The sequence below is a fragment of the Streptomonospora alba genome, from assembly GCF_000826685.1.
In the GTDB taxonomy this organism is placed as follows: Bacteria; Actinomycetota; Actinomycetes; order Streptosporangiales; family Streptosporangiaceae; genus Streptomonospora; species Streptomonospora alba.
The window spans coordinates 106621-127436 of sequence record NZ_JROO01000004.1; the positions used below are offsets into that span (position 1 = coordinate 106621).

A 20816-nucleotide genomic window follows, 5' to 3' on the forward strand; every position below is an offset into this window, starting at 1 on the left:
GGCTTACTTGTTTCTTATCCTGGATGTGTCAGATTCGAAATGTGCGGGGTGATCGTCGCTGCCGGCGGTTGGGGGATACGCCGGCAGCGACACCCGCGCACAGCCAGGAGCCGCACAAGGGCGGCGGTCCGCCGCGACCGCCCACGCGGACTCCCCAGTGGCCACCCCCGGGTCGCCGCGCATCCGCCACCGGCCGAGGCCGACAGGGGATGGGTCCTCACGCAGCAGGAGCTGCGCAAGGCTTACCCCATCCTTATCGGGCGGGTGCGATAACGGATAGTGCAGCCGGGGGTCACAAGCGCCGCTGCCGGTGTGTTGGGGGATGCGCCGGCAGCGGCCCACTTTTTCCAGGTTGCAGGCAGCGAAGGACGACGAAACTCACCGTGCGCGTACTCGTGGTCGAAGACGAACAGGTCCTTGCCGACACGGTCGCCGTGGGCCTCCGCCGCGAATCCATGGCCGTCGACGTCGTCTACGACGGCGACAGCGCGCTGGAGCACGTGGGCGTCAACGACTACGACGTCGTCGTCCTCGACCGCGACCTGCCCGGCATCCACGGCGACGACGTGGCCCGCGCCCTTGTCGAACAGCGCTACACCGGACGCATCCTGATGCTGACGGCCTCGGTCGAGCTGGAGGACAAGGTCGAAGGCCTCACCTTGGGCGCCGACGACTACATCACCAAGCCCTTCGCCTTCCCCGAACTCATCGCCCGCGTGCGTGCGCTGGGCCGCCGCGCCGTCCCCCCGCTGCCTCCGGTGCTTCGCCGCAACGGCATCGAGCTGGACCCGGCCAACCACACCGTCGAGCGCGACGGAAACACGATCTCGCTGACCCCCAAGGAGTTCGCCGTCCTCGAGGTGCTGATGCGGGCCAACGGCACCGTCGTCAGCGCCGAAGGACTGCTGGAGAAGGCCTGGGACGAGAACGCCGACCCGTTCACCAACGTCGTCCGCGTCACCGTCATGACCCTGCGCAAGAAGCTCGGCGAGCCGCCGGTCATCCAGACGGTGCCCGGAGCGGGGTACCGGATTTGACCGCACACGGACCGGAGCCGGACCTGGACCAGGAGGCGTCCCCGGGGGAGGTGGCGGCCACCCCGCCGGGGGACACCGGCACGTGGCGGAGGCTGTCCGCCGAGCCCGCCACCTCCTCGGCCAAGCCTCCGGGAGCGGTCACCGGCGGCGTGCACCGCTTCACCGACAACATCAGCCTGCGCGCGCGGCTCACCCTCATCTACGGGATGCTCTTCTTCGCGGCCGGCTCGTTGCTGGTGCTGCTCAACTACATCATCGTGGCCGGGCTGCTGGACAACCTGAACTTCACGATGCCCAACGCCGACCCGGTCGAACTGCAGCGGCGCAAGACCGAGTTCATCGAGACGGTGCTGGCCGAGGTCACCCGCTACTCCGTGATCGCGCTGGTGATCGTGGGGCTGCTGGCGGTGGGCCTGGGCTACTTCGTCGCAGGGCGGGCGCTGTCACCCCTGCACAAGATCACCCGGATCGCCCGCCGGCTATCCGAGCGCTCCCTGCACGAGCGCATCGCCCTCAGCGGCCCCGACGACGAGATCCGCGAGCTGGCCGACACCTTCGACGGGATGCTGGAGCGTCTGGACCGCGCTTTCGACGGCCAGCGCCGCTTCGTCGCCAACGCTTCACACGAGCTGCGCACCCCCCTGGCCATCAACCGCACCCTGCTGGAGGTCGCCCTGAGCGACCCCGACGCCTCGGCCGACCTCAAGACCCTCGGCCGCACACTGCTGGAGACCAACTCCCGCCACGAGCGCCTCATCGACGGCCTGCTGTTCCTGGCCAAGAGCGACCGCGAACTCGACGTGCGCACCCAGGTCGACATGGGCGAAGCCGTGGGCTCGGTGCTCAGCCAGCTCTCCGAGGAACTGGAGAAGTCCGGTCTGACCCTGCGCACCGACCTGCGCGGCGCCACCGTGGTCGGCGACCCGGTCCTGCTGGAGCGCCTCGTGGCCAATCTGGTCGAGAACGCCGTGCGCTACAACGTGGCCGACGGCGAGATCACCGTCCGCTCGGGCATCTACGAGGGTTCCCCGGCCATCCAGGTCGAGAACTCCGGCCCCGTCATCGCCGGATACGAGATCGAGGGCCTCTTCGAGCCCTTCCGCCGGGCCTCCGGCGACCGCGTCAAGTCCGGCCGCAGCGCCGGGCTGGGCCTGTCGATCGTGCGCTCGGTCGTGCGCGCCCACGGCGCGTCCGTCAACGTGTGGCCCCGCCAGGGCGGAGGCCTCGTGGTGACCGTGCGCTTCCCCGCTGTCGAACACCGTGACACAGCGGCCCCCGCAGGCAGGTAACATCTGGCCGTCCGGGCGCCCGGACTGATCACGGGGTCGACGAAGTCCCTGCGGGAGACTGCGTGCGCATGATACTCATACGTGTTCGACAACACGACGGCCCGGTCGACGTGTGCGCGTCGAGGGTGGGTATGCTCTCCCGGGCGCGAACGCTGCGGGAATGACTTCCGCGGTATGCGTGTATGTTCTCGCCTCGCCGCTCCGGTGCACGCCGTGCCCGAAGGGGCGAGGAAAGACGAGGAAACAGGTCGGAATGCGGCAGGCGTTGGGTAGCACATGAGGACGAGTGGATCCACGGCGCGACGAAGCGCGACCGGGTCCATTCGAACGGTGCTGCGATGCGGTGCGACTGCACCCGGGAGGGGTCATAGTCCACTTACGCCGGCGGAAGTCATCCAGCGGCCCGGGCACAAAACGAGGCTCTCAAGCGTTGGTAGCGCGCAACGAGGCATAGAACGAGGGGGATGGAGTTAGCAGAATGGCCACCGATTACGACAGCCCGCGCAAGGCCGACGAAGACATCAACGAGGACAGCCTGCAAGAGCTGCAGGCCCGCCGTGTCGACAAGGGAACCAGCACCATCGACGTCGACCCCGACGAGGTCGCCGAAGGGATGGAGCTGCCCGGCGCGGACCTCTCCGGCGAGGAGCTCGCCGTGCGGGTTCTGCCGCGCCAGGCCGACGAGTTCACCTGCTCGCGCTGCTTCCTGGTGCACCACCGGAGCCAGCTGGCCGAGCAGCGGAAGGGGCAGCTCGTTTGCAAGGAGTGCGCCGCCTGAGCCCGGCGCGCTACTTTCCTCGAATGCCTCGAACGGCCATCGCCGCGGCATGTGATGCGTCTCCGGGACGGGCTCCCGGGGGCGCATCGTCCTTTGCGCCTTCAAGCGCCACGTATTGAGTCAGCCGATTCCCGAGCCGATTGCACGGGTTCGCCCGAGCGAGGCCGGGAAAACCTGAGACGAGTCCCCGGGGGTTGCGCGAGACGGTCGCAGTCGACCGGAAGTGTTCCTGCGCCGACGGGAGAAGCCCGGGCAGAGCCGCGGCGCGACGCCTCATCCGTTCGAACGGGAGCAGCACGTGTCCGAGGACGCTGCGGGAGACCGCGAAGAGACCGGTGGGCGCCGGCAGCCGCCGGGCGGTGAGCACTCCGCGAGCGACGCCGCCGGCGGTCCCGCCGAGCCCGGAAACGAGGTCGCCGCAGCCGGCGGCGAGGACATCGGCGCCCTGGTGGGCGAGATCCTCGACGAGGGCCCGGCCGACTCCCGGCGCCGGGCCGGTCTGCTGCGCAGGCTCGCCGCGGCGCTGGCGGCCCGTGCACGCTCGGCGCGCAGCGGCGGGGTCGCCGGCGGCCGCTGGCTGGCCGACGTGTTCGCCAACGACATCGCACCGCGCATTCCGGTGCGCGACCGCGAGACCCTCGCCGCCCACTACCACGGCCTCGACGGCGAGGAACTCGCCGACGCGCTGGTCCGCAACGCCACACGCACCACGACCGCCGTGGGCGCCGCCGGCGGGGCACTGGCCGCGGTGCAGTTCACCGCGCCGCCCCTGCTGCTGACGGTGCCGGCCCAGATCGTGGCCGAGACGGTCCTCGTGGCCTCCGTCGAGGTCAAACTCATCGCCGAGCTGCACGAGGTCCACGGCGCGCCGGCATCGGGCTCCCGCCTGCAACGCACCACGGGCTACCTGGGCGCCTGGGCGCGCAAGCGCGGCATCGACCCGGTCAGCTCTCCGGAGGCGCTGCCGGTCACGCTGGGCGCCGCCGCCAAGGCCGCGCTACGCCGGCGGTTGATGCGGCTGCTGGGGCGCCACATGACGACGCTGGGCCCCTACCTCACGGGCGCGGTCGCCGGAGGGACGCTCAACCGCTCTGCCACCCGGGCGCTGGCCAAGTCGGTGCGCGCCGACCTGCGCGCCCAGGGGCTGTCCGCCGCTCCGGGCGAGGGCCTCGACGGCGGGCGCTCCGCGGGCGAACTGACCGACGGCGAGCGCTGAGCGCGATGCGTGTACCCGCCGGCGGGGCGGCGTCAGGGCCCCACCGGCGGGCACACTGCGGCAACGGCCGCGCTCACTCCACGTCGATTCCCACGACTCCGCTCTGGTGGCCCGCGTCGAAGAACCGGCGGTAGGCGGCACGCACCGCGAGGACGCGCGTGACCTCCATACCGATCCCGGTGACCACGGCCCATCCGAGGGCTTCGCTCAGCTTGACGTCGGGGGACTCGGGCTCGGTGGGCGGAGCCTTGCCGGTGGCCTGGGTCCAGGCGAACGTCAGCGTCTTGCGGGCGACGTACGCCGCCGCCAGAGCGGTGACGCTGCCGAGGACCTGCGCGGCGAACTCACCGTCCTTCTTCTTAGCCATCTGTCGGATCGCTTCCCTTCTAGCCTTCCTGGCGGCGCGGCCGCATGCGAACGGCCGCACGCCCGCGCACGGCGGGGCCGAGCGCCTTGCGACGCGCCGCTACCCGGCGCGTGCGCCTTAATCGATCCTTTCATGCCGGGCGGGCGGCGCTCCCGCCGCCGCGGGGCGCGTCGCACCGCGCCGAACAGCGCGAGCAGCGACCTCGCGGGCGGCGCGGATCCGTTCCGGCGGGGGCGCGGAGCCGCTCGACCGGTGGCGGGATACGTGCCGGCAGGGTTGGGGATTGCGGAGCGAACACGGTCGCTGAACCAATACCATGTGGCCCATGACCAACCGCTCTCGTTCCTTCCGCGTGCCCGACAAGCCTTCGCTCGACGGTCTCGAGGCGAAATGGGTCGACGTATGGGACGAGTCGGGCGTCTATCACTTCGACCGCACCAAGAGCCGCTCCGAGATCTACTCGATCGACACCCCGCCGCCCACGGTCTCGGGGTCCCTGCACATCGGGCACGTCTTCTCCTACACCCACACCGACACCCTCGCCCGCTTCCAGCGCATGCGCGGCAAGTCGGTCTTCTACCCGATGGGCTGGGACGACAACGGGCTGCCCACCGAGCGCCGGGTGCAGAACTACTACGGCGTCCGCTGCGACCCCAGCGTCGCCTACGACCCCGACTTCACGCCGCCGGCCAAGCCCGATCCCAAGCGGCAGGTGCCCATCTCGCGGCGCAACTTCATCGAGCTCTGCGACGCGCTCACCGTCGAGGACGAGAAGGTCTTCGAGGACATCTGGCGCCGGCTGGGCCTCAGCGTCGACTGGCGCTACTCCTACGCCACCATCGACGACAACGCCCGCGCCACGTCCCAGCGCGCGTTCCTGCGCAACCTCGCGCGCGGCGAGGCCTACATGGCCGAGGCCCCCACCCTGTGGGACGTCACCTTCCGCACCGCCGTGGCCCAGGCCGAGCTGGAGGACCGCGAGCGCACCAGCGCCTTCCACAAGGTCGCCTTCCACCGTGACGGCGGTGAGAGCGTCGTCATCGAGACCACCCGCCCCGAGCTCCTCCCCGCCTGCGTCGCCCTGGTCGCCCACCCCGACGACACCCGCTACCAGGAGCTGATCGGCCGCACGGTGCGCAGCCCCGTCTTCGGTGTCGAGGTCCCGGTCAAGGCGCACCACCTCGCCGAGCCCGACAAGGGCTCCGGCATCGCGATGATCTGCACCTTCGGCGACCTCGCCGACGTCACCTGGTGGCGCGAACTGCAGCTGCCCACCCGCCCCGTCGTCGGCTGGGACGGCCGTATCGTCTCCGAGCCGCCCGAGGCCGTGGCCGCCGCCGGCGGCGCCGAGGCGTACTCCCGCCTGGTCGGCGCCACCGTGCACACCGCCCGCGAGCGCATGGTCGAGCTGCTGCGCGAGTCCGGCGACCTGCTCGCCGAGCCCGAGCCCACCACGCGTCCGGTGAAGTTCTACGAAAAGGGCGACAAGCCGCTGGAGATCGTCACCACCCGGCAGTGGTACATCCGCAACGGCGGGCGTGACACCTCGGTGCGCGAGGCGCTGCTGGCACGCGGGCGCGAACTGGACTGGTACCCCGACCACATGCGCTCGCGCTTCGAGCACTGGGTCGAGGGCCTCAACGGCGACTGGCTGATCAGCCGCCAGCGCTTCTTCGGCGTGCCGTTCCCCGTGTGGTATCCGCTCGACGACGACGGCAACCCCGACTACGACTCGCCGCTCCTGCCCGACGAGTCCCGGCTGCCCGTCGACCCGAGCTCCGACGCGCCCGAGGGCTACACCGAGGACCAGCGCGGTCGGCCCGGCGGTTTCACCGGCGACCCCGACATCATGGACACCTGGGCCACCTCGTCGCTGACTCCGCAGGTCGCCGGCGGCTGGGAGCGCGATCCCGACCTCTTCGAGCGGGTCTTCCCGATGGACCTGCGGCCCCAGGGCCAGGACATCATCCGCACCTGGCTGTTCGCCACGGTCGTGCGTGCGCACTTCGAGCACGGCAGCCTGCCCTGGCAGGGCACCGCCATCTCCGGGTGGATCCTCGACCCGGACCGCAAGAAGATGTCGAAGTCCAAGGGCAACGTCGTCACGCCGATCGACCTGCTGGAGAAGTACAGCTCCGACGCCATCCGCTACTGGGCCGCCAGCGGCCGGCTCGGCGCCGACACCGCTCTGGACGAGGGCCAGATGAAGGTCGGCCGGCGGCTGGCCATCAAGATCCTCAACGCGAGCAAGTTCGCGCTGTCGGTGGCCGGCGAGGACACCCCCGCCGATCCGGCCGCGGTCACCGAGCCGCTGGACCGCTCGATGCTGGCCACGCTCGCCGACGTCGTCGAGGACGCCACCTCCGCCTTCCAGGCCTACGACCACACGCGCGCGCTGGAGCGGGTCGAGCGGTTCTTCTGGGAGTTCTGCGACGACTACCTGGAGTTGGTCAAGGCCCGGGCCTACGACAGCGCCTCGCCCGCCGCCGCCTCCGCCCGCGCGGCGCTGCTGATCGCCCTCTCGGCGCTCCAGCGCCTGTTCGCGCCGTTCCTGCCCTTCGTCGCCGACGAGGTGTGGAGTTGGTGGCACGAGGGCTCGGTGCACGGCGGCTCCTGGCCCGACGCCGAGGAGTTCCGCGCAGCCGCGCGCGAAGGCGATCCCGCGGTGCTGGCCTCGGCCTCCGAGGTGCTGCGCATGGTCCGCAAGGCCAAGTCGGAGGCCAAGCTGTCCATGCGCGCCGAGATCGAGCGGGTGGCGGTGCGCGGCAAGAACGTCAACCACGTGCGGCTGGCGGGCGACGATCTGGCGGCGGCCGGGCGCGCCGCCCGGCTGGACCTGGAAGCCACCGACGAGACCGAACTGCAGGTCGAGGTCAGCCTGCCCGAGGCCGAGTAGACCGGCGGCGGCGCGTTCCCGACGCCGGGCGTGGGCCCGGCAGCGTCCGACTCAGGCCCCGGACCGCGATAAGCTCGCTCAGTGTGAGTAACGGAACCCACAACGGCGGTGGGATCGAGGTCCTCATCCGCCGTCTCGACCCCGATCTGCCGCTGCCGGACTACGCGCGTCCCGGTGACGCCGGCGCCGACCTCGCCACGGCCGAGGACGTCCTCCTGGGGCCGGGGCAGAGGGCGGTCGTCGGAACCGGCATCGCCATCGCGCTGCCTGAGGGCTACGCCGCCTTCGTGCACCCCCGTTCGGGACTCGCGGCCCGGTGCGGGCTGACCCTCGTCAACGCGCCCGGCACCGTCGACGCCGGCTACCGCGGCGAGGTGCGGGTGACCCTGATCAACACGGACGCCGAGACGCCGGTCAAGCTCGCCCGCGGCGACCGCATCGCCCAGTTGGTCGTCCAGCGTGTGGAGCGGGCCGAGTTCCGCGAGGTCGACACCCTCCCGGAGTCCGTGCGCGGTGCGGACGGCTTCGGTTCCACGGGCGGCCACGCGGCGCGCAGTTGACGACGTTCAGCATCCCCGGCGCCGTATCCGCGGCCGGGGACGACCAAGCGGGAGAGGTGTAAGGCGTGTTCGGACGCCGACGCAAGAAGAAGGACGGCGAGGACGCCGACAGCACCGCCGAGACCCCCGGCGCGGGCGGCACCGAGGTCGACTTCGCCGGTCGGCCCGAGGACCCGCCGGATCCGGAGAAGGACGCCGACCGCCACCGGGCCAACGGCCCCTGGGATTCCACGGAGCAGGCGCCCGACGTCCAGCGGATGGACCTGGGGGCGGTGCGCATCCCGGTGCGCTCGGGCGTCGAGATCCAGGTGAACGTCGCCCAGCAGCAGAACCGCATCATCGGCGTGACCCTGCGCACCCAGGGCTCGGCGCTGCAGGTGCAGCCCTTCGCCGCGCCCAAGTCCAGCGGGGTCTGGGAGGAGATGCGCGAAGAGCTGCGTTCGCAGGTGACGTCCCAGGGCGGCAAGGTCGAGGACTTCGAGGGCACTTTCGGCCCCGAGCTGCGCGCGGTCGTGCCGGTCACGGGTAAGAAGGACGACCAGGGCCGCCAGATGGGCGAACGTGTGCGCTTCATCGGCGTGGACGGGCCGCGATGGGTGCTGCACGGCGTGATCCGCGGCGAGGGCGCCTCCAAGGCCGAGGCGATGGCCGAGGTCGAAGAGCTGTTCCAGCAGATCGTGGTGGCGCGCGGCGACACCCCGATGCCCCCGCGCGACATGCTGCCCATCGTCGTGCCCCAGGAGATCCAGCAGCAGATGGCCCAGGCGGCCGAACAGCGCAAGCGCGCCGAGGGCAACGGGCAGCCCCAGACCGACGGCGGACAGACCGGAGAGGGCGGCGAGCCCGGCGAGCCCGGCGGCCGGTCCGACTCCTAGACCGTTCGCAGGGGCGTAGGGCGCCGACACCGCGGTCCAGGGCGCGAGGAGCCCTCCGGGAGCCCGGAGCTCGGGTCGCCGCGGCCGACCGCGATGGCGGGGTTGCGGGCGGTTTCCGGAGGGGCCTCGCTGCGCTGCGGGGTTTCGGGCCGGGGCGCACCGCCGAAAAACCGGGTGCTGCGGGGGTAGCGCGTCCCTACAGTGAGCGGATGCTGATCAGACGAGAGACCGCCGCCGACACCGCCGCGGTGCGCTCGGTGATCACCGCCGCTTTCGCGGCGAACGTCCCCGCCGACGCCCCGGCGGGTACCGAACCGGTCGAGGCGGCCCTGCTTGAACGGCTGCGCGAAGACTCGGGCTGGCGTGCGGAGTACTCGCTGGTGGCCGTCGACGCCGCGGCCTCCGACGGGGCAGCGGATCCCGCCGGCTCCACAGCGGTGGTCGGCCACGTCGTGTGCACCCGCGGGTACGTGGGCGCGACCCCGGCACTGGGGCTCGGGCCGATCGGCGTGGCGCCCGACCGCCAGGGCCGCGGAGTCGGCTCGGCCCTGATGCACGCTGTGCTGGGTGCGGCCGACGCCTGCTCGGAACCGCTGGTCGCGCTGCTCGGCGAGCCCGGTTACTACCGCCGCTTCGGGTTCCGCTCGGCCGCGGAGTTCGGCATCGCCGCACCCGACCCCTCGTGGGGCGACTATTTCCAGGCGCGTCCGCTGAGCGCATACGAGCCCGCGCACCGGGGCGCATTCCGCTACGCGGAGCCCTTCGACCGGTTGTCCGCTTAGGCGCCGCCCGGGCGGCGAGGCCTCATTCCCGGGCCGGTCCAGGGTCGCGGGGCTCGGTGACCGCCCCCAGGAACAGCATCGCGGCCCGGCGGCGCAGCACGAAGGCGAACGGGCGGTCCACGGCGAAGCGAACGGGCTTGCCGGCGACCGCGGCGACGGTGCGCATCACCACGGCCGTGGCGGCCCCGCCTTCTGCGCCCTTCTCGTCCGCGCGCAGCACCGCCTCGTGGACGACCTCGTCGATGCGCAGCGGGCGCGGGGAGATGCCGGTGAGGTCCGCCCGGTCGGTGAAGGCCGTGGAGGCGCCCGCGGCGGCCAAGGGCTGCGACAGCGCCGAGCGGGAGCGCACTTCGAAGCGCGGCATCGAGAGGTCGACGTCGGCGGGGGCGGCCTTGTCGTAGAGCTCCGAGAGCGCCTCGGGTGTCGGGGCGGTGCCCTGCTCGGGGCGGTCGGGCACCAGCACGTCCATGGCCAGGTCGTGGGCCGCGGGCAGCGTCGCCATGCGCCAGCCCGCCGCCGCGGCGTAGGGGCGGCGCGCGCGGCTGCGCATCGTGGGCACCCGGTTCCGGCCCGAGGGGGAGTGGAAGGGTTTGTGCGCGGTCGCCGCGGTGTCGAAGGGCTCGGACCAGCGCATGCGCACCCACAGCGCGTTGAGCAGCAGGGCCTGCGTGGAGGTGGCCACGTCGCCGGGCAGCAGCAGTTCCTCGACCAGGCCGCGGGTGGCCTCGGCGGCCTCGGCATTGGCCTCCCGGCGCACGCGCTCGGGATCGCCGGCGAAGTCGGCGGAGTGCACCGCGGAGTCGGGCCGGGCGCGCACGGCGGTTTCGAACTCCGCAAGCAGCGGGAGGTCGTCGCGGACCCACAGAGCGGTCGAGGTCGCGAGTTCCGGGCCCGGGGACGCGGCGTCGTCGAGCGCGGCGAGCTGCCCGCGGATGTCGCGGCCCAGCAGCTGTTCGAATTCGCGGCGGGTGGTGCCGCGCGCGCCGGTGGCCACCAGCCCCAGCGCGCCGGCGACCGACAGCGGAGACCACGCCCGTTCCTCCAGTCCGGCCCGGGCCAGCGCGGAGTCGAGGCGCAGAGCGAAGTCGAGATGGTCGGGGCGCAGGGACACGGGCATCGCGCACTCTCCAAGTCTGCCGAGCAGGACGTCGCCGACCGGCTTTCGGGCCAGGCTAGCGTCCGCCTGCACGAGCGTGCGCGGCCGCGGCTTCCGCGCGGATCGGGGCGCTCTGGGCGGCGATCGATCGTTGCAAGACCGTGCGAACCAGTATTGACGGGAGGTTACGCGGCGCTTAATCTGAGCCTCCAGCTGGACGGGAAGCGCTTTCCGTAAATCGTTTCAATGAGGCCGGGCGGGCAGAAGGGCGGTCACCACATGGTGAAGCGGATTGGCGGTGCGACGAGATCGGCCGCGGCGGCGGCGATGGTTCTCGGGCTTGCGGCGACCGGCTGTGGAGGCGGCGAGGGCGGCGGCGCGCCCGAGATCCGCTATTCATGGTGGGGCAACGCCGATCGGGCGGAGATGATGCGCGAGGCCATCGCGCTGTTCGAGGAGGAGAACCCGGACATCACCGTCACGCCGACCTTCTCCGAGTACGACACCTACTGGGAGAAGCTCTCCACCCAGGTGGCCGGCGGCGGCATGCCCGACGTGCTCCAGATGGACAACGCCTACCTTCGCGAGTACAGCGACCGCGGTGTGCTCCTCGACCTCGGCGGCCAGGAGGGCGGCAGCCTCGACACCGGCGGGCTTCTGGAGGGCCTCAGCACCGCCGGAGTCGTCGACGACGCCCGCTACGGCGTGCCCATCGGCGGCAACACCTTCTCCCTCGTCTACGCCCCCGAGCTGTTCGAGGAGGCGGATGTGCCCATGCCGGAGGACGGGTGGAGCTGGAAGGAGTACGACGAGGCGCTGACCGCCGTCAGCGAGCACACCGGCAGCGACCCCTACGGCGCCGCCGACTACACCGGGCTGATCTGGGTGCTGGAGGCCCAGCTGCGCCAGGAGGGCGGCGCGCTGTTCACCGACGACGGCCGGTTGGGTTTCAGCCGGGACCGCCTCGCCGAGTTCTGGGAGAGCGCCGCGGACCTGCGCGAGGACGGCGCCGTGGTGCCCGCTGACGAGGCCGAGCAGGTCAAGCCGCTGGCCCCGCTGGGCGCCAACCTGGCGGCCTCGGAGTTCACCTGGGACAACATGCTCACCCGCTACGTGGAGGAGTCCGACCTCGACCTGGAGCTGGCGCCGCTGCCCACCGATTCCGAGAACTCCGGGCAGTACCTCAAGCCCTCGATGCTGCTGTCGGCCTCGGCCCAGACCAGTCACCCCGACGCCTCCGCCGAACTGATCGACTTCATGATCAACGACCCGCGGGTCGCGGAGATCTTCGGCGGCAACCGCGGCATACCGGCCACCGAGGCCCAGCGCGAGGCCGTCGACTACACCGAGGTCGACCAGACCATCGTGGACTACGAGGACGAGCGCATGTCCGACCTGCAGGAGGCGCCGCCCGCGCCCCCGGCGGGCGCCGGTGCCCTGGAGACCGAGTTCATCCGCCTGGCTGAAGAGGTGCACCACGGGCAAATGGGCCCGGACGAGGCCGCGGGCGAGTTCGTCGACTTCGCCGAGCGCACGCTGAGCTCCTGACCGCGGAGAAGGAGACAGCGCAGATGGCCCGCACGGCCGAGGACACCCGCGGAGACGCGGAGTCCGCCGCACCGCCCCAACCCCCGCCCCCACCGGGGCGGGGGACCCGGCGCAAGCCCCGAGGCGACCGCGAGAGGGCCGCAGGCTACGCCTTCTTGACCCCGTGGATCCTCGGGTTCCTCGGACTGACGCTGGGGCCGATGGCGGCCTCGCTCTACCTGTCCTTCACCGACTACAACCTCTTCACCGCGCCCTCGTGGGTGGGCCTGGACAACTACCGGCGCCTGTTCGCCGACGACCAGTGGCTGCAGTCGATCCGGGTCACGGGCGCCTATGTGGTGCTGGCGGTCCCGCTGAAACTCGCCCTGGCGCTGGCCGTGGCGATGCTGCTCGCGGCACCGCACCGCGGCCAGGGGTTCTACCGCTCGGCGTTCTACGCGCCCTCGCTGCTGGGCGCCAGCGTGAGCGTCGCGCTGGTGTGGCGCGCGCTGTTCTCCGACGACGCCGTGGTGGACCGGCTGCTGCGGGCGGTGGGGGTGGAGACCGGCGGGTGGGTCGGCAACCCCGACTTCGCCCTGCTGCTGCTTGTGCTCCTGGCGGTCTGGCAGTTCGGCGCGCCGATGGTGATCTTCCTGGCCGGCCTCAAACAGGTGCCCCGGCAGTACTACGAGGCCGCCGAGGTCGACGGGGCCGGCTGGTGGCGCCGGTTCCAGACCATCACCCTGCCGATGATCTCGCCCGTGCTGTTCTTCAACCTGCTGCTGGAGACGGTCAACTCCTTCCAGGTGTTCACCGCGTCGTTCGTGATCAGCGGCGGCTCCGGCGGCCCCGCCGGCTCCACCCTGATCTACACGCTCTACCTCTACCAGCAGGGCTTCACGCACTACCAGATGGGCTACGCCTCGGCGATGGCCTGGATGCTGATCCTCGGGGCGGGGCTGGTGGTCGTGGCCCTGTTCCGGATGTCGCGGACGATGGTGTTCTACTCCGGAGACGAGGGACGATGAGAACCTCCGCCGCTACCCGGCCCCGGCGCGTGCTCTGGCACGTCCTGGCTCTGGCGCTGCTGGGGCTGGTCATGTACCCCCTGGTGTGGGTGGCCGGAGCGGCGGTCACGCCCACCCACGAGATCGTCGGCAACACGCGACTGGTGCCCGCACAGCCGGTCCTGGACAACTTCGCCCGAGCACTGGAGGGCATGGCCGGCATCCCGGTATGGCGGTTCCTGGCCAACTCGCTGCTGCTGGCGGTGCTGACCGTGACGGGGATCGTGGCCTCCTCGGCTCTGGCGGCCTACGCCTTCGCCCGCCTGCGCTTCCGCGGGCGCAACACGATGTTCGTGCTGATGATCGGCACCCTGCTGATGCCCTTCCACGCGGTGATCATCCCGCAGTACATCATCTTCCAGCAGCTTGGGCTGGTCGACACCTACGTGCCGCTGGTACTGGGCAAGTTCCTGGCCACCGAGGCGTTCTTCGTCTTCCTCATGGTGCAGTTCATGCGCCAGCTGCCTCGTGAGCTGGACCAGGCCGCCCGCATCGACGGCTGCGGGTACTGGGGGATCTTCTGGCACGTCATCGCCCCGCTGTCGCGCCCGGCGTTCGGCACCGCGGCGATCTTCGCGTTCATCTGGAGCTGGAACGACCTGTTCGCGCCGCTGATCTACCTGAACACCCCGGAGAAGTTCCCGATCCCGCTGGCGCTGCGGATGTATGCCGACCAGACCAGCACCAGCGACTTCGGCGCGATGATCGCCATGTCGGTGATCGCGCTGGTGCCGGTCGTGCTGTTCTTCCTGGCCTTCCAGCGCCTGCTGGTGCAGGGCATGGCCACCAGCGGGCTGAAGGGGTGAGCGCCGTGGCGGGCGGACGGACCGCGGCGGCCGCGCCGGTGCTCCGGCCGGCGCACTCGCGGGCGGCGCTGTTCGGCGAGTGCGTGCTGGCCGGGATGCTCACGCTGGCAGCGGGGCTGGCGCTGGTCACCCTGCCGGCGGCGCTGGCCGCCGGCAGCGCGCAGGTGCGCGCCCACACCGACGGCGAGGGCGGCACGGCAGTGGGCGACTTCGCGGTACGGCTGCGGGCGGCGTGGCCCGGCTCCTGGCGGGCGGGCCTGGCCGGTGCGGCGCTGGCCGCCGTCGTGGCGGCCGACGTGCTGATCGTGGCCGCCTTCGATCCGCCCGGGGGAGCGGCCTCCCTGGTCGGATGCGCGGCGGCGGGGGCGGGTGCCGCCGTGGTCGGCCTGCGCGCCGCCGCGGCCTGGCGGCCCGAACGCGCCTGGCACGGCGCCCTGCGCGCGGCGGCGGCCAGGACGGCGGCCGACCCCGTGGGCTCGGGGCTGCTGGTGGCGGCACTGGCCGTCACGGCGGTGGTGACCTGGGCGGTGCCTCCGGCGCTGGTAGCGCTGGCGGGCTGCCTTCTGCTCGCCGCGGTGGTCGTGGACAAGCGCGGAGGCGGGTGACCCTTCGCGCGCGACCACGGCGGCGGAGCGGCCGCCGCACCCGCCGGGGCGGCACTGCGCGGCGACACGGACGCAGGGTCCTTTTCCGGCGTATCCGCATGGCATAGGGGGCGGATGCGGAGATATCGCTGCGCAGCGCTGAAGACCGCTGATGCGTTGTTCTAGGGTGGAAGCCGTAGTCGACGCCGGACCGGGAGCCATATGACCGACCACCAGCGAGCCGCCGAGCCCGCCGATTCCACCGGCGAGGGGACCGACGCGGTCTCCGAAGGGCCTTCCGAGGAGCCCGCGGCGAGCGAGCAGGTCTCCGAGCAGACGGTCGAGGCCGTCGTCCGCCAGCAGTTGGCCAAGGCCCTGGGCGGCAAGCGCGGCATGCTCGAGACCGCAGTGCCCACCCTGGGCTTCACGTTCTCCTACATGGCGTTGGAGGACCTGCGGACGGCGCTGACGATCGGGTTCGCGTTGGCGATCGCGCTGGGGGCCGTGCGGCTGGTCCAGCGCTCCTCGGTGCAGTTCGTGGTCAACAGCCTTTTCGGGATGGCCATCGCAGCGGTCTTCGCGCTGCGCAGCGGCGAGGCCGAGGATTTCGCACTGCCCGGGATCATCTACAACGCCGTCTACGCGGTCGTGCTCACGCTGACCGTCCTCATCCGCTGGCCGGCCATGGGACTGCTGATCGGCGCGGTCACCGGCGACGTCACCGCCTGGCGGCGCAATCCCGCGGTCGTCAAGCTCAGCTCCCGGCTGACCTGGCTGCTGGTGCTGCCGTGCGTCGTGCGCGTAGCGGTGCAGCTCCCGTTGTGGGCGGCCGAGAGCTACGGCGTGGCCAGCACCTTCGCGCTGCTGGGTATCGCCAAGATCGCCCTGGGCTGGCCGCTGCAGGTGGCCGCGTTCGCAGGCATGGTGTGGCTGCTGGCGCGCGGGCGCACACCGGTCGACTCCGACGGCGTGTTCGCCGCGGACGCCGACGACGACCAGGCGCCCGGCCAGACTCCCGCCGAGCGCACCGCCGACTGAGGCCCCCGCGACTCGGCGATCGGCCGGGCGGGCCGATGCCTGTGGTTCAGGCCTGCGGGCCGACCGGGGCGGTGCCGGCTGGAACAGGCGGATCGGCCGCTCCGGGGGCGGTGGTCGCGGTGCGCCGGAACTCGCTGGGGTTGGCGCCTCGGATGCGCTTGAACGCCGCGCTGAACCCGAACGGGTCGGAGTAGCCCACGGCGCGGGCGATGCCCGCGACGGTCGCGGCCTCCTGCTCGACCAGGAGGTCTGCCGCAAGCGTCATCCGCCAGCGGGTGAGGTAGGTCAGCGGCGGTTCGCCGACCAGGTCGGCGAACCGTTTGGCCAGCGTCGAGCGCGATACCCCGGTGTGCTCGGCCAGCGCGGCGACCGTCCACGGTGCCGCCGGTTCGGCGTGCAAGAGGCGCAGCGCGTCGCCGACCACGGGGTCCCGCTGGGCGGCCCACCAGGCCGGGGGTTCGCCGCCGGGGCGGTCGAACCACTCGCGCAGCGTGCAGACCAGCATCCAGTCCAGCAGCCGGTCGAGTACGACCTGCTGGCCCGGGGTGTCGGCGGCGACCTCGGCGGCGAGGTGGTCCAGCACGGCGTCGGCCGTACCCCCCGAATCCACGCGCAGCACGACGGGTAGCGCGTCCAGCAGCCTGCGGCTGATCTCGCCGCGCACCGGGTAGGCGCCGACGATCAGCGTCGTCGCGCCCTCACCGGCGCCGCCGGAGCTGTCGTTCCAGCCGCGCCGGTGCCGAGTCCCGCCCTGCTCGGGCGCCGCGCAGTGCTCGCCGCACGCGACCGGTTCGGCCGGGGTGCCGATCTCGTCGACGAAGGTGAACGTCGCAGGGCCCCGCACGACGACCGTCTCGCGGGCGCGAAGCGGCTCGGGCGGACGGTGCTCCGGCACGATCCAGCCCGCCCCGGTGAGCACGGTGCACAGGGTCAGCGGCGCCCCGTCCACGAAGTGCAGCGCCCAGGGCGCGGACAGGGTCGAACTGCCGAACAGGGAGCCGTGGGCTCGTACCCCGCGGATCAGGTCACTGAATACGTCCACCCCAGCAAGGTTAGACGATGAGACAGGCGATCCGGCTTCTCACCCATGGATTCGTCCGAGCGGATGCCGTTGAATCGTTGTCATGAGCACCGACATCACCGAGTCGGCACCTGTTCAACGATCTCGTGACCATTCCCACTCGCCTGTCGAAAGGGCCGAGATGAGCACCGACGCCGGTTCGCTGACCGACCAGGACCTCGAGTTCCTCCGACGCCCCCTGCACGGGTTCCTGTCCGTGGCCGCAGGGCCGCTCCCGCCGCAGCCCCGGCCGGTGTGGTTCGAGGCCACTGCCGAGGGCGCGGTCCAACTGTTCACCCTCGCGGACTCGCTCAAAGTGCGGCGGCTGCGCAGCGATCCCCGCGCCTCGATCGTCGTCGCCGCCCCGGTCGGTGAACGCGAGCGCTGGCTGTCGGTCGCCGGCCGCGTCACGGTGGAGCCCGACGGAGCACACGACCTGGCCGCACGCCTGGCCGCTCGCTACTGGGACCTCGACGATCCGGCCCGCGCCGACGACCTCGCCGGGCTCCTGGCCCTCGACCCGGTGCGTCTCGTCATCCACCCGCAAGCCGTAAGCCGTTACACGTACTGACCACCGCGGCCACCTGTGCGCGGAGCCGGGGGCACGGGTGAGGCCGGTCGGCCGGTAGAGGTCCGCCGACGGGACCCGCTCGGCCGGACCCGGCGCCGCCGAGTGGGACACCCGGCCGCGCGCGCATCACCGCCGTCTCGCGCGACCACCCCGGGACCGGCGTGCGGACGTGCCTGGCTGCCGACCGGTGGCGGGCACGGCTGCTGCGACCGGCACCGCCCGCGCTCGACCATGGCCGCCCATCGGCCCGACCGACCGATCGCCGAGTCGCGTGAGAGGCCTCAGCCGTGCTCAGTCCTCGGCGGCGAGCAGTTCGCCCAGTTCGTCGACCGAGGCGGCGCTGCTGAGGAACACCAGGTCGTCGCCGCCTTGCAGCGCCGTGCTCGGGTCCGGCTCACGGGCCTGGCCCTCGCGTACCAGGGCCACCAGCACGATGCCCTCCGGAAGCTTCGGGACCAGTTCGCCCAGCCGGCGCCCGCCGTGCGGGGACTCGGGGGGAAGCGTGAACTCCAGCAGGTCGGTCTGGGGCAGCGACAGCGCGTTGAGCACCTCGGCGGGCTCGTCCTCGTCGTCGGGCTCCTCGACCAGCGCCGCCATCATCCGCGGCGGCGAGACGGCGACGTCCACGCCCCAGGAGTCGGAGAACAGCCACTCGTTGCGCGGGTCGTTGATGCGGGCGATGACCCTGCCGACACCGAACTCGGTCTTGGCCAGGAGCGACACCACCAGGTTGACCTTGTCGTCGCCGCTGGCGGCGACGACGGAGTCGAAGTCGGCCAGCCGCGCGTCCTCCAGCGAGGACAGTTCGCAGGCGTCGGCCAGCAGCCACTCCGCCCGCGGCAACTCGTCCACGCCGATGGCGCGGGAGTCGTGGTCGATCAGCAGGACCTCGTGGCCGCTCTCGCTCAGCTCGGCCGCGATGGAGCGCCCGACGCTGCCGGCTCCGGCGATGGCGACGCGCATCCTAGCCCTCCTGCCTTTCGTCGCCCGCCTCGCCGAGGCGGGCCTGGATCCGGTCGATGTCCTCGGTTCGGGAGAGCACGTGCAGCACGTCGCCGGCCTGCATCGTCTCGTCGCCCCGGGGCAGCAGGATGTGCCCGGCCCGCACCAGGTAGGCGACACGCAGCGGGAAGGCCCCCTCCAGCTGCTCGACGCGCCGGCCCACCCAGGCACCGCTCAGCGGCGCCTCGGTCATCACCAGGGTCCCCGAGGGATCGCGCCACAGCGGGCCCAGGTCCAGACCGGTGGAGCCGGGGACCAGGCGGCGCAGGATGGTGTCGGCGGTCCAGTGCACGGTGCCGACCGTGGGGATGCCGAGCCGCTGGTAGACGGCGGCGCGCCGCGGGTCGTAGATGCGCGCAACGACGTTCTCCACACCGAAGGTCTCCCGCGCCACCCGCGCGGTGATGATGTTGGAGTTGTCGCCGCTGCTGACGGCGGCGAAGGCGGAGGCCGACTCGATGCCGGCCGCCACCAGCACGTCGCGGTTCTGGCCCGCGCCGCCCACGGCGGCCTTGGCGGTGGCCGGGCGGAGTCTGCGGAACGCCTCGGGCGCCTGGTCGATCACGGCGACCGTGTGGCCCCGATCCTCCAGCGTGTGGGCCAGCGTGGACCCCACGCGCCCGCATCCCAAGATCACGATGTGCACTGCTCACTCGTTCCTGCCGTCGCTGCACGGGCCGGGTGCGGGCGCCGCCCGCCCTTGGGCGACGGTATACCCATATCGTCGCGTGCGGGAGCGCGCGCAGCGCCCGCGGAGGGTATTCGCGCGCGGCCCTGTCGGGTGCGCGCCCTCGGCTAGAGTGGAGTACGACGGCCGGTGGCGCTGCGTGGGGGGTCACCTGCGCGAAACCCGTACCCACCACTCACCGTCTCCCGGAGGTTTCTTCGTTGAGCCCTGCCCGAAATCCCAACACCGCCATGGGCGACGCAGCGGCCGGCTTCGTCGGCACCGAGATGGAGCTGCGCATGGAAGGGGTCGCCCACGGCGGCTGGTGCGTGGGGCGCCACAACGAGCGCGTCGTCTTCGTCCGCCACACCCTGCCCGGTGAGCTGGTGCGGGCCCGGGTGACCGAGGAGACGGCGCGGTTCCTGCGCGCCGACGCCGTCGAGGTGCTTGAGGCCTCGCCCGACCGCGTCGAGGCGCCCTGCCCCTTCGCCGGGCCCGGCAAGTGCGGCGGCTGCGACTGGCAGCACGCCTCGCTGGAGGCCCAGCGCCGGCTCAAGGGCCAGGTGGTCTCCGAGCAGCTGCGCCGCATCGCCAAGATCGACCGCGAGGTCGAGGTCGAGGAACTGCCCGGCGCCCCGGACGGCCTGGGCTGGCGCACCCGCGTGCGCTTCGCCGTCGACGACTCCGGCCGCGCGGGGCTGCGCCGCCACCGCTCGCACGAGATCGAGCCGATCGACCACTGCCGCATCGCCCACCCGCGCGTCGACGAACTCGGCGTGACCGAGCTGGACTGGCCCCGGATGCGCGACGTCGAGGCGGTCGCCTCCTCCACCACGCGTGACACCGCGCTGGTGGTCAACCCTGACGGTGCCAAGCTGCCCCCGCTGCCCGAACCCAAGGCCTCCTCGGCGGTGATGCGCCGCTTCAGCAACGGCCGGGTGCAGCAGGTGCGCGGTCGCCGCCATGTCCGCGAGCAGGTGGGCGAGCGTGAGTTCCGGGTCAGCGCCGGCGGGTTCTGGCAGGTGCACTCGTCGGCCGCGCAGGTGCTGTCGGAGGCCGTCGTCGAAGCGCTGGCGCCCGAGCCCGGCGAGACCGGGCTGGACCTCTTCTGCGGCTCGGGGCTGTTCACCGCCGGGCTGGCCGAGGCCGTGGGGCCCGAGGGGCGGATGCTGGGCGTCGAGAACGACGCCGAGGCGGTCCGCGACGCCCGGTACAACCTGCGCGACCTGCCGTGGGTGCGTTTCGCCCACGCCGACACCGACGCGCAGCTGCGCGAGTGGGTGGACATGCGCGTCGACTTCGCCGTGCTGGACCCGCCGCGCACCGGCGCCGGCACCGTCGTGGCGCGCCAGCTCTCGGAGCTGCGCAACCGCCGGGTGGCCTACGTCTCCTGCGACCCGGCGACCCTGGCCCGCGACCTGGCGGCCTTCATCGAGGAGGGCTACGAGCTGACGCAGCTGCGCGCCTTCGACTCCTTCCCGATGACCCACCACGTGGAGTGTTTGGCGGTGCTGCACCGCGACTGAGGGGCGGTGCGGGCCGCATGCGGCCGACGCGCCGGGCTTGTCTGTGCGTTTCGGTTCGGCCTTTGCGCTCGA

Annotated in this window: 19 protein-coding genes and 1 pseudogene; 15 read left to right on the forward strand and 5 right to left on the reverse strand. The window is 72.2% G+C overall.

The features are described from left to right. Positions 1 to 383 precede the first annotated feature (383 nt). The 4 genes from LP52_RS01890 (at position 384) to LP52_RS01905 (ending at position 4320) form a co-directional block, all read left to right on the forward strand. Complete coding sequence (locus LP52_RS01890; protein WP_040270198.1) at positions 384 to 1037, forward strand: response regulator transcription factor; 654 nt, start codon at positions 384 to 386, stop codon at positions 1035 to 1037. Beyond that, positions 1034 to 2326, forward strand: coding sequence for a sensor histidine kinase (locus tag LP52_RS01895; RefSeq protein WP_238580688.1), 1293 nt, complete (start codon positions 1034 to 1036; stop codon positions 2324 to 2326). Before LP52_RS01890 ends, LP52_RS01895 begins: the two co-directional genes overlap by 4 nt. 478 nt (positions 2327 to 2804) lie before the next feature. After that, the gene (locus LP52_RS01900; RefSeq protein WP_040270202.1) at positions 2805 to 3104 is read left to right on the forward strand and encodes a DUF4193 domain-containing protein; all 300 of its coding nucleotides are present in this window, start codon (positions 2805 to 2807) and stop codon (positions 3102 to 3104) included. A gap of 298 nt (positions 3105 to 3402) precedes the next feature. Continuing rightward, entirely contained in the window at positions 3403 to 4320 is a 918-nt protein-coding gene (locus LP52_RS01905; protein WP_394298171.1) for a hypothetical protein, read from the forward strand. A 73-nt stretch (positions 4321 to 4393) separates the two neighbouring features. Here the strand turns inward: LP52_RS01905 and LP52_RS01910 are convergent, their stop codons facing one another. Next, positions 4394 to 4687, reverse strand: a complete 294-nt coding sequence (locus LP52_RS01910) for a DUF4235 domain-containing protein (RefSeq protein ID WP_040270204.1) — start codon at positions 4685 to 4687, stop codon at positions 4394 to 4396. A 325-nt stretch (positions 4688 to 5012) separates the two neighbouring features. Between LP52_RS01910 and valS the strand changes: the two genes are divergently transcribed. The 4 genes from valS to LP52_RS01930 all read left to right on the forward strand — a co-directional run bounded on the left by valS (position 5013) and on the right by LP52_RS01930 (position 9800). After that, the gene (gene valS / locus LP52_RS01915) at positions 5013 to 7583 is read left to right on the forward strand and encodes a valine--tRNA ligase (RefSeq protein WP_040270205.1); all 2571 of its coding nucleotides are present in this window, start codon (positions 5013 to 5015) and stop codon (positions 7581 to 7583) included. An 83-nt stretch (positions 7584 to 7666) separates the two neighbouring features. After that, positions 7667 to 8143, forward strand: a complete 477-nt coding sequence (gene dut, locus LP52_RS01920; RefSeq protein ID WP_040270208.1) for a dUTP diphosphatase — start codon at positions 7667 to 7669, stop codon at positions 8141 to 8143. Between the two features lie 65 nt (positions 8144 to 8208). Beyond that, positions 8209 to 9018: a DUF3710 domain-containing protein gene (locus tag LP52_RS01925; RefSeq protein WP_040270210.1), complete on the forward strand. Its 810-nt coding sequence runs from the start codon at positions 8209 to 8211 to the stop codon at positions 9016 to 9018. A gap of 209 nt (positions 9019 to 9227) precedes the next feature. Continuing rightward, complete coding sequence (locus LP52_RS01930; protein WP_040270212.1) at positions 9228 to 9800, forward strand: GNAT family N-acetyltransferase; 573 nt, start codon at positions 9228 to 9230, stop codon at positions 9798 to 9800. A gap of 22 nt (positions 9801 to 9822) precedes the next feature. Here the strand turns inward: LP52_RS01930 and LP52_RS01935 are convergent, their stop codons facing one another. Next, positions 9823 to 10917 carry a serpin family protein gene (locus LP52_RS01935; protein ID WP_040270215.1) on the reverse strand — a complete coding sequence of 365 codons (1095 nt, stop codon included), beginning with the start codon at positions 10915 to 10917 and terminating at the stop codon, positions 9823 to 9825. Positions 10918 to 11175: 258 nt separating this feature from the next. On the opposite strand from LP52_RS01935, the gene LP52_RS01940 reads away from it, so the two are divergent. From LP52_RS01940 to LP52_RS01960, 5 genes and pseudogenes are all read left to right on the forward strand, one after another. Further along, the gene (locus LP52_RS01940; RefSeq protein WP_040270217.1) at positions 11176 to 12444 is read left to right on the forward strand and encodes an ABC transporter substrate-binding protein; all 1269 of its coding nucleotides are present in this window, start codon (positions 11176 to 11178) and stop codon (positions 12442 to 12444) included. Positions 12445 to 12467: 23 nt separating this feature from the next. Beyond that, a complete protein-coding gene (locus LP52_RS01945) occupies positions 12468 to 13451 on the forward strand; it encodes a carbohydrate ABC transporter permease (protein WP_052809311.1) in 984 nt (327 codons plus the stop codon). Between the two features lie 338 nt (positions 13452 to 13789). Continuing rightward, positions 13790 to 14212, forward strand: a pseudogene (locus LP52_RS28875) (carbohydrate ABC transporter permease); the annotation flags it as partial. A gap of 89 nt (positions 14213 to 14301) precedes the next feature. Further along, positions 14302 to 14901 carry a hypothetical protein gene (locus LP52_RS01955; protein WP_040270338.1) on the forward strand — a complete coding sequence of 200 codons (600 nt, stop codon included), beginning with the start codon at positions 14302 to 14304 and terminating at the stop codon, positions 14899 to 14901. A 201-nt stretch (positions 14902 to 15102) separates the two neighbouring features. Further along, entirely contained in the window at positions 15103 to 15918 is an 816-nt protein-coding gene (locus LP52_RS01960) for a DUF3159 domain-containing protein (protein ID WP_040270219.1), read from the forward strand. 46 nt (positions 15919 to 15964) lie between these two features. Here the strand turns inward: LP52_RS01960 and LP52_RS01965 are convergent, their stop codons facing one another. Beyond that, entirely contained in the window at positions 15965 to 16960 is a 996-nt protein-coding gene (locus tag LP52_RS01965; RefSeq protein WP_040270221.1) for an AraC family transcriptional regulator, read from the reverse strand. Positions 16961 to 17120: 160 nt separating this feature from the next. Between LP52_RS01965 and LP52_RS01970 the strand changes: the two genes are divergently transcribed. Next, on the forward strand, positions 17121 to 17549 hold the full coding sequence (locus LP52_RS01970; RefSeq protein ID WP_040270222.1) for a pyridoxamine 5'-phosphate oxidase family protein: 429 nt from the start codon (positions 17121 to 17123) through the stop codon (positions 17547 to 17549). A 291-nt stretch (positions 17550 to 17840) separates the two neighbouring features. Here LP52_RS01970 and LP52_RS01975 read toward each other — a convergent pair whose 3' ends face one another. Then, positions 17841 to 18512, reverse strand: coding sequence for a potassium channel family protein (locus LP52_RS01975; protein ID WP_040270224.1), 672 nt, complete (start codon positions 18510 to 18512; stop codon positions 17841 to 17843). A 1-nt stretch (position 18513) separates the two neighbouring features. Continuing rightward, entirely contained in the window at positions 18514 to 19197 is a 684-nt protein-coding gene (locus LP52_RS01980) for a potassium channel family protein (RefSeq protein ID WP_040270227.1), read from the reverse strand. Positions 19198 to 19469: 272 nt separating this feature from the next. Between LP52_RS01980 and LP52_RS01985 the strand changes: the two genes are divergently transcribed. Next, entirely contained in the window at positions 19470 to 20744 is a 1275-nt protein-coding gene (locus tag LP52_RS01985) for a class I SAM-dependent RNA methyltransferase (RefSeq protein WP_040270229.1), read from the forward strand. Positions 20745 to 20816: the final 72 nt, after the last annotated feature.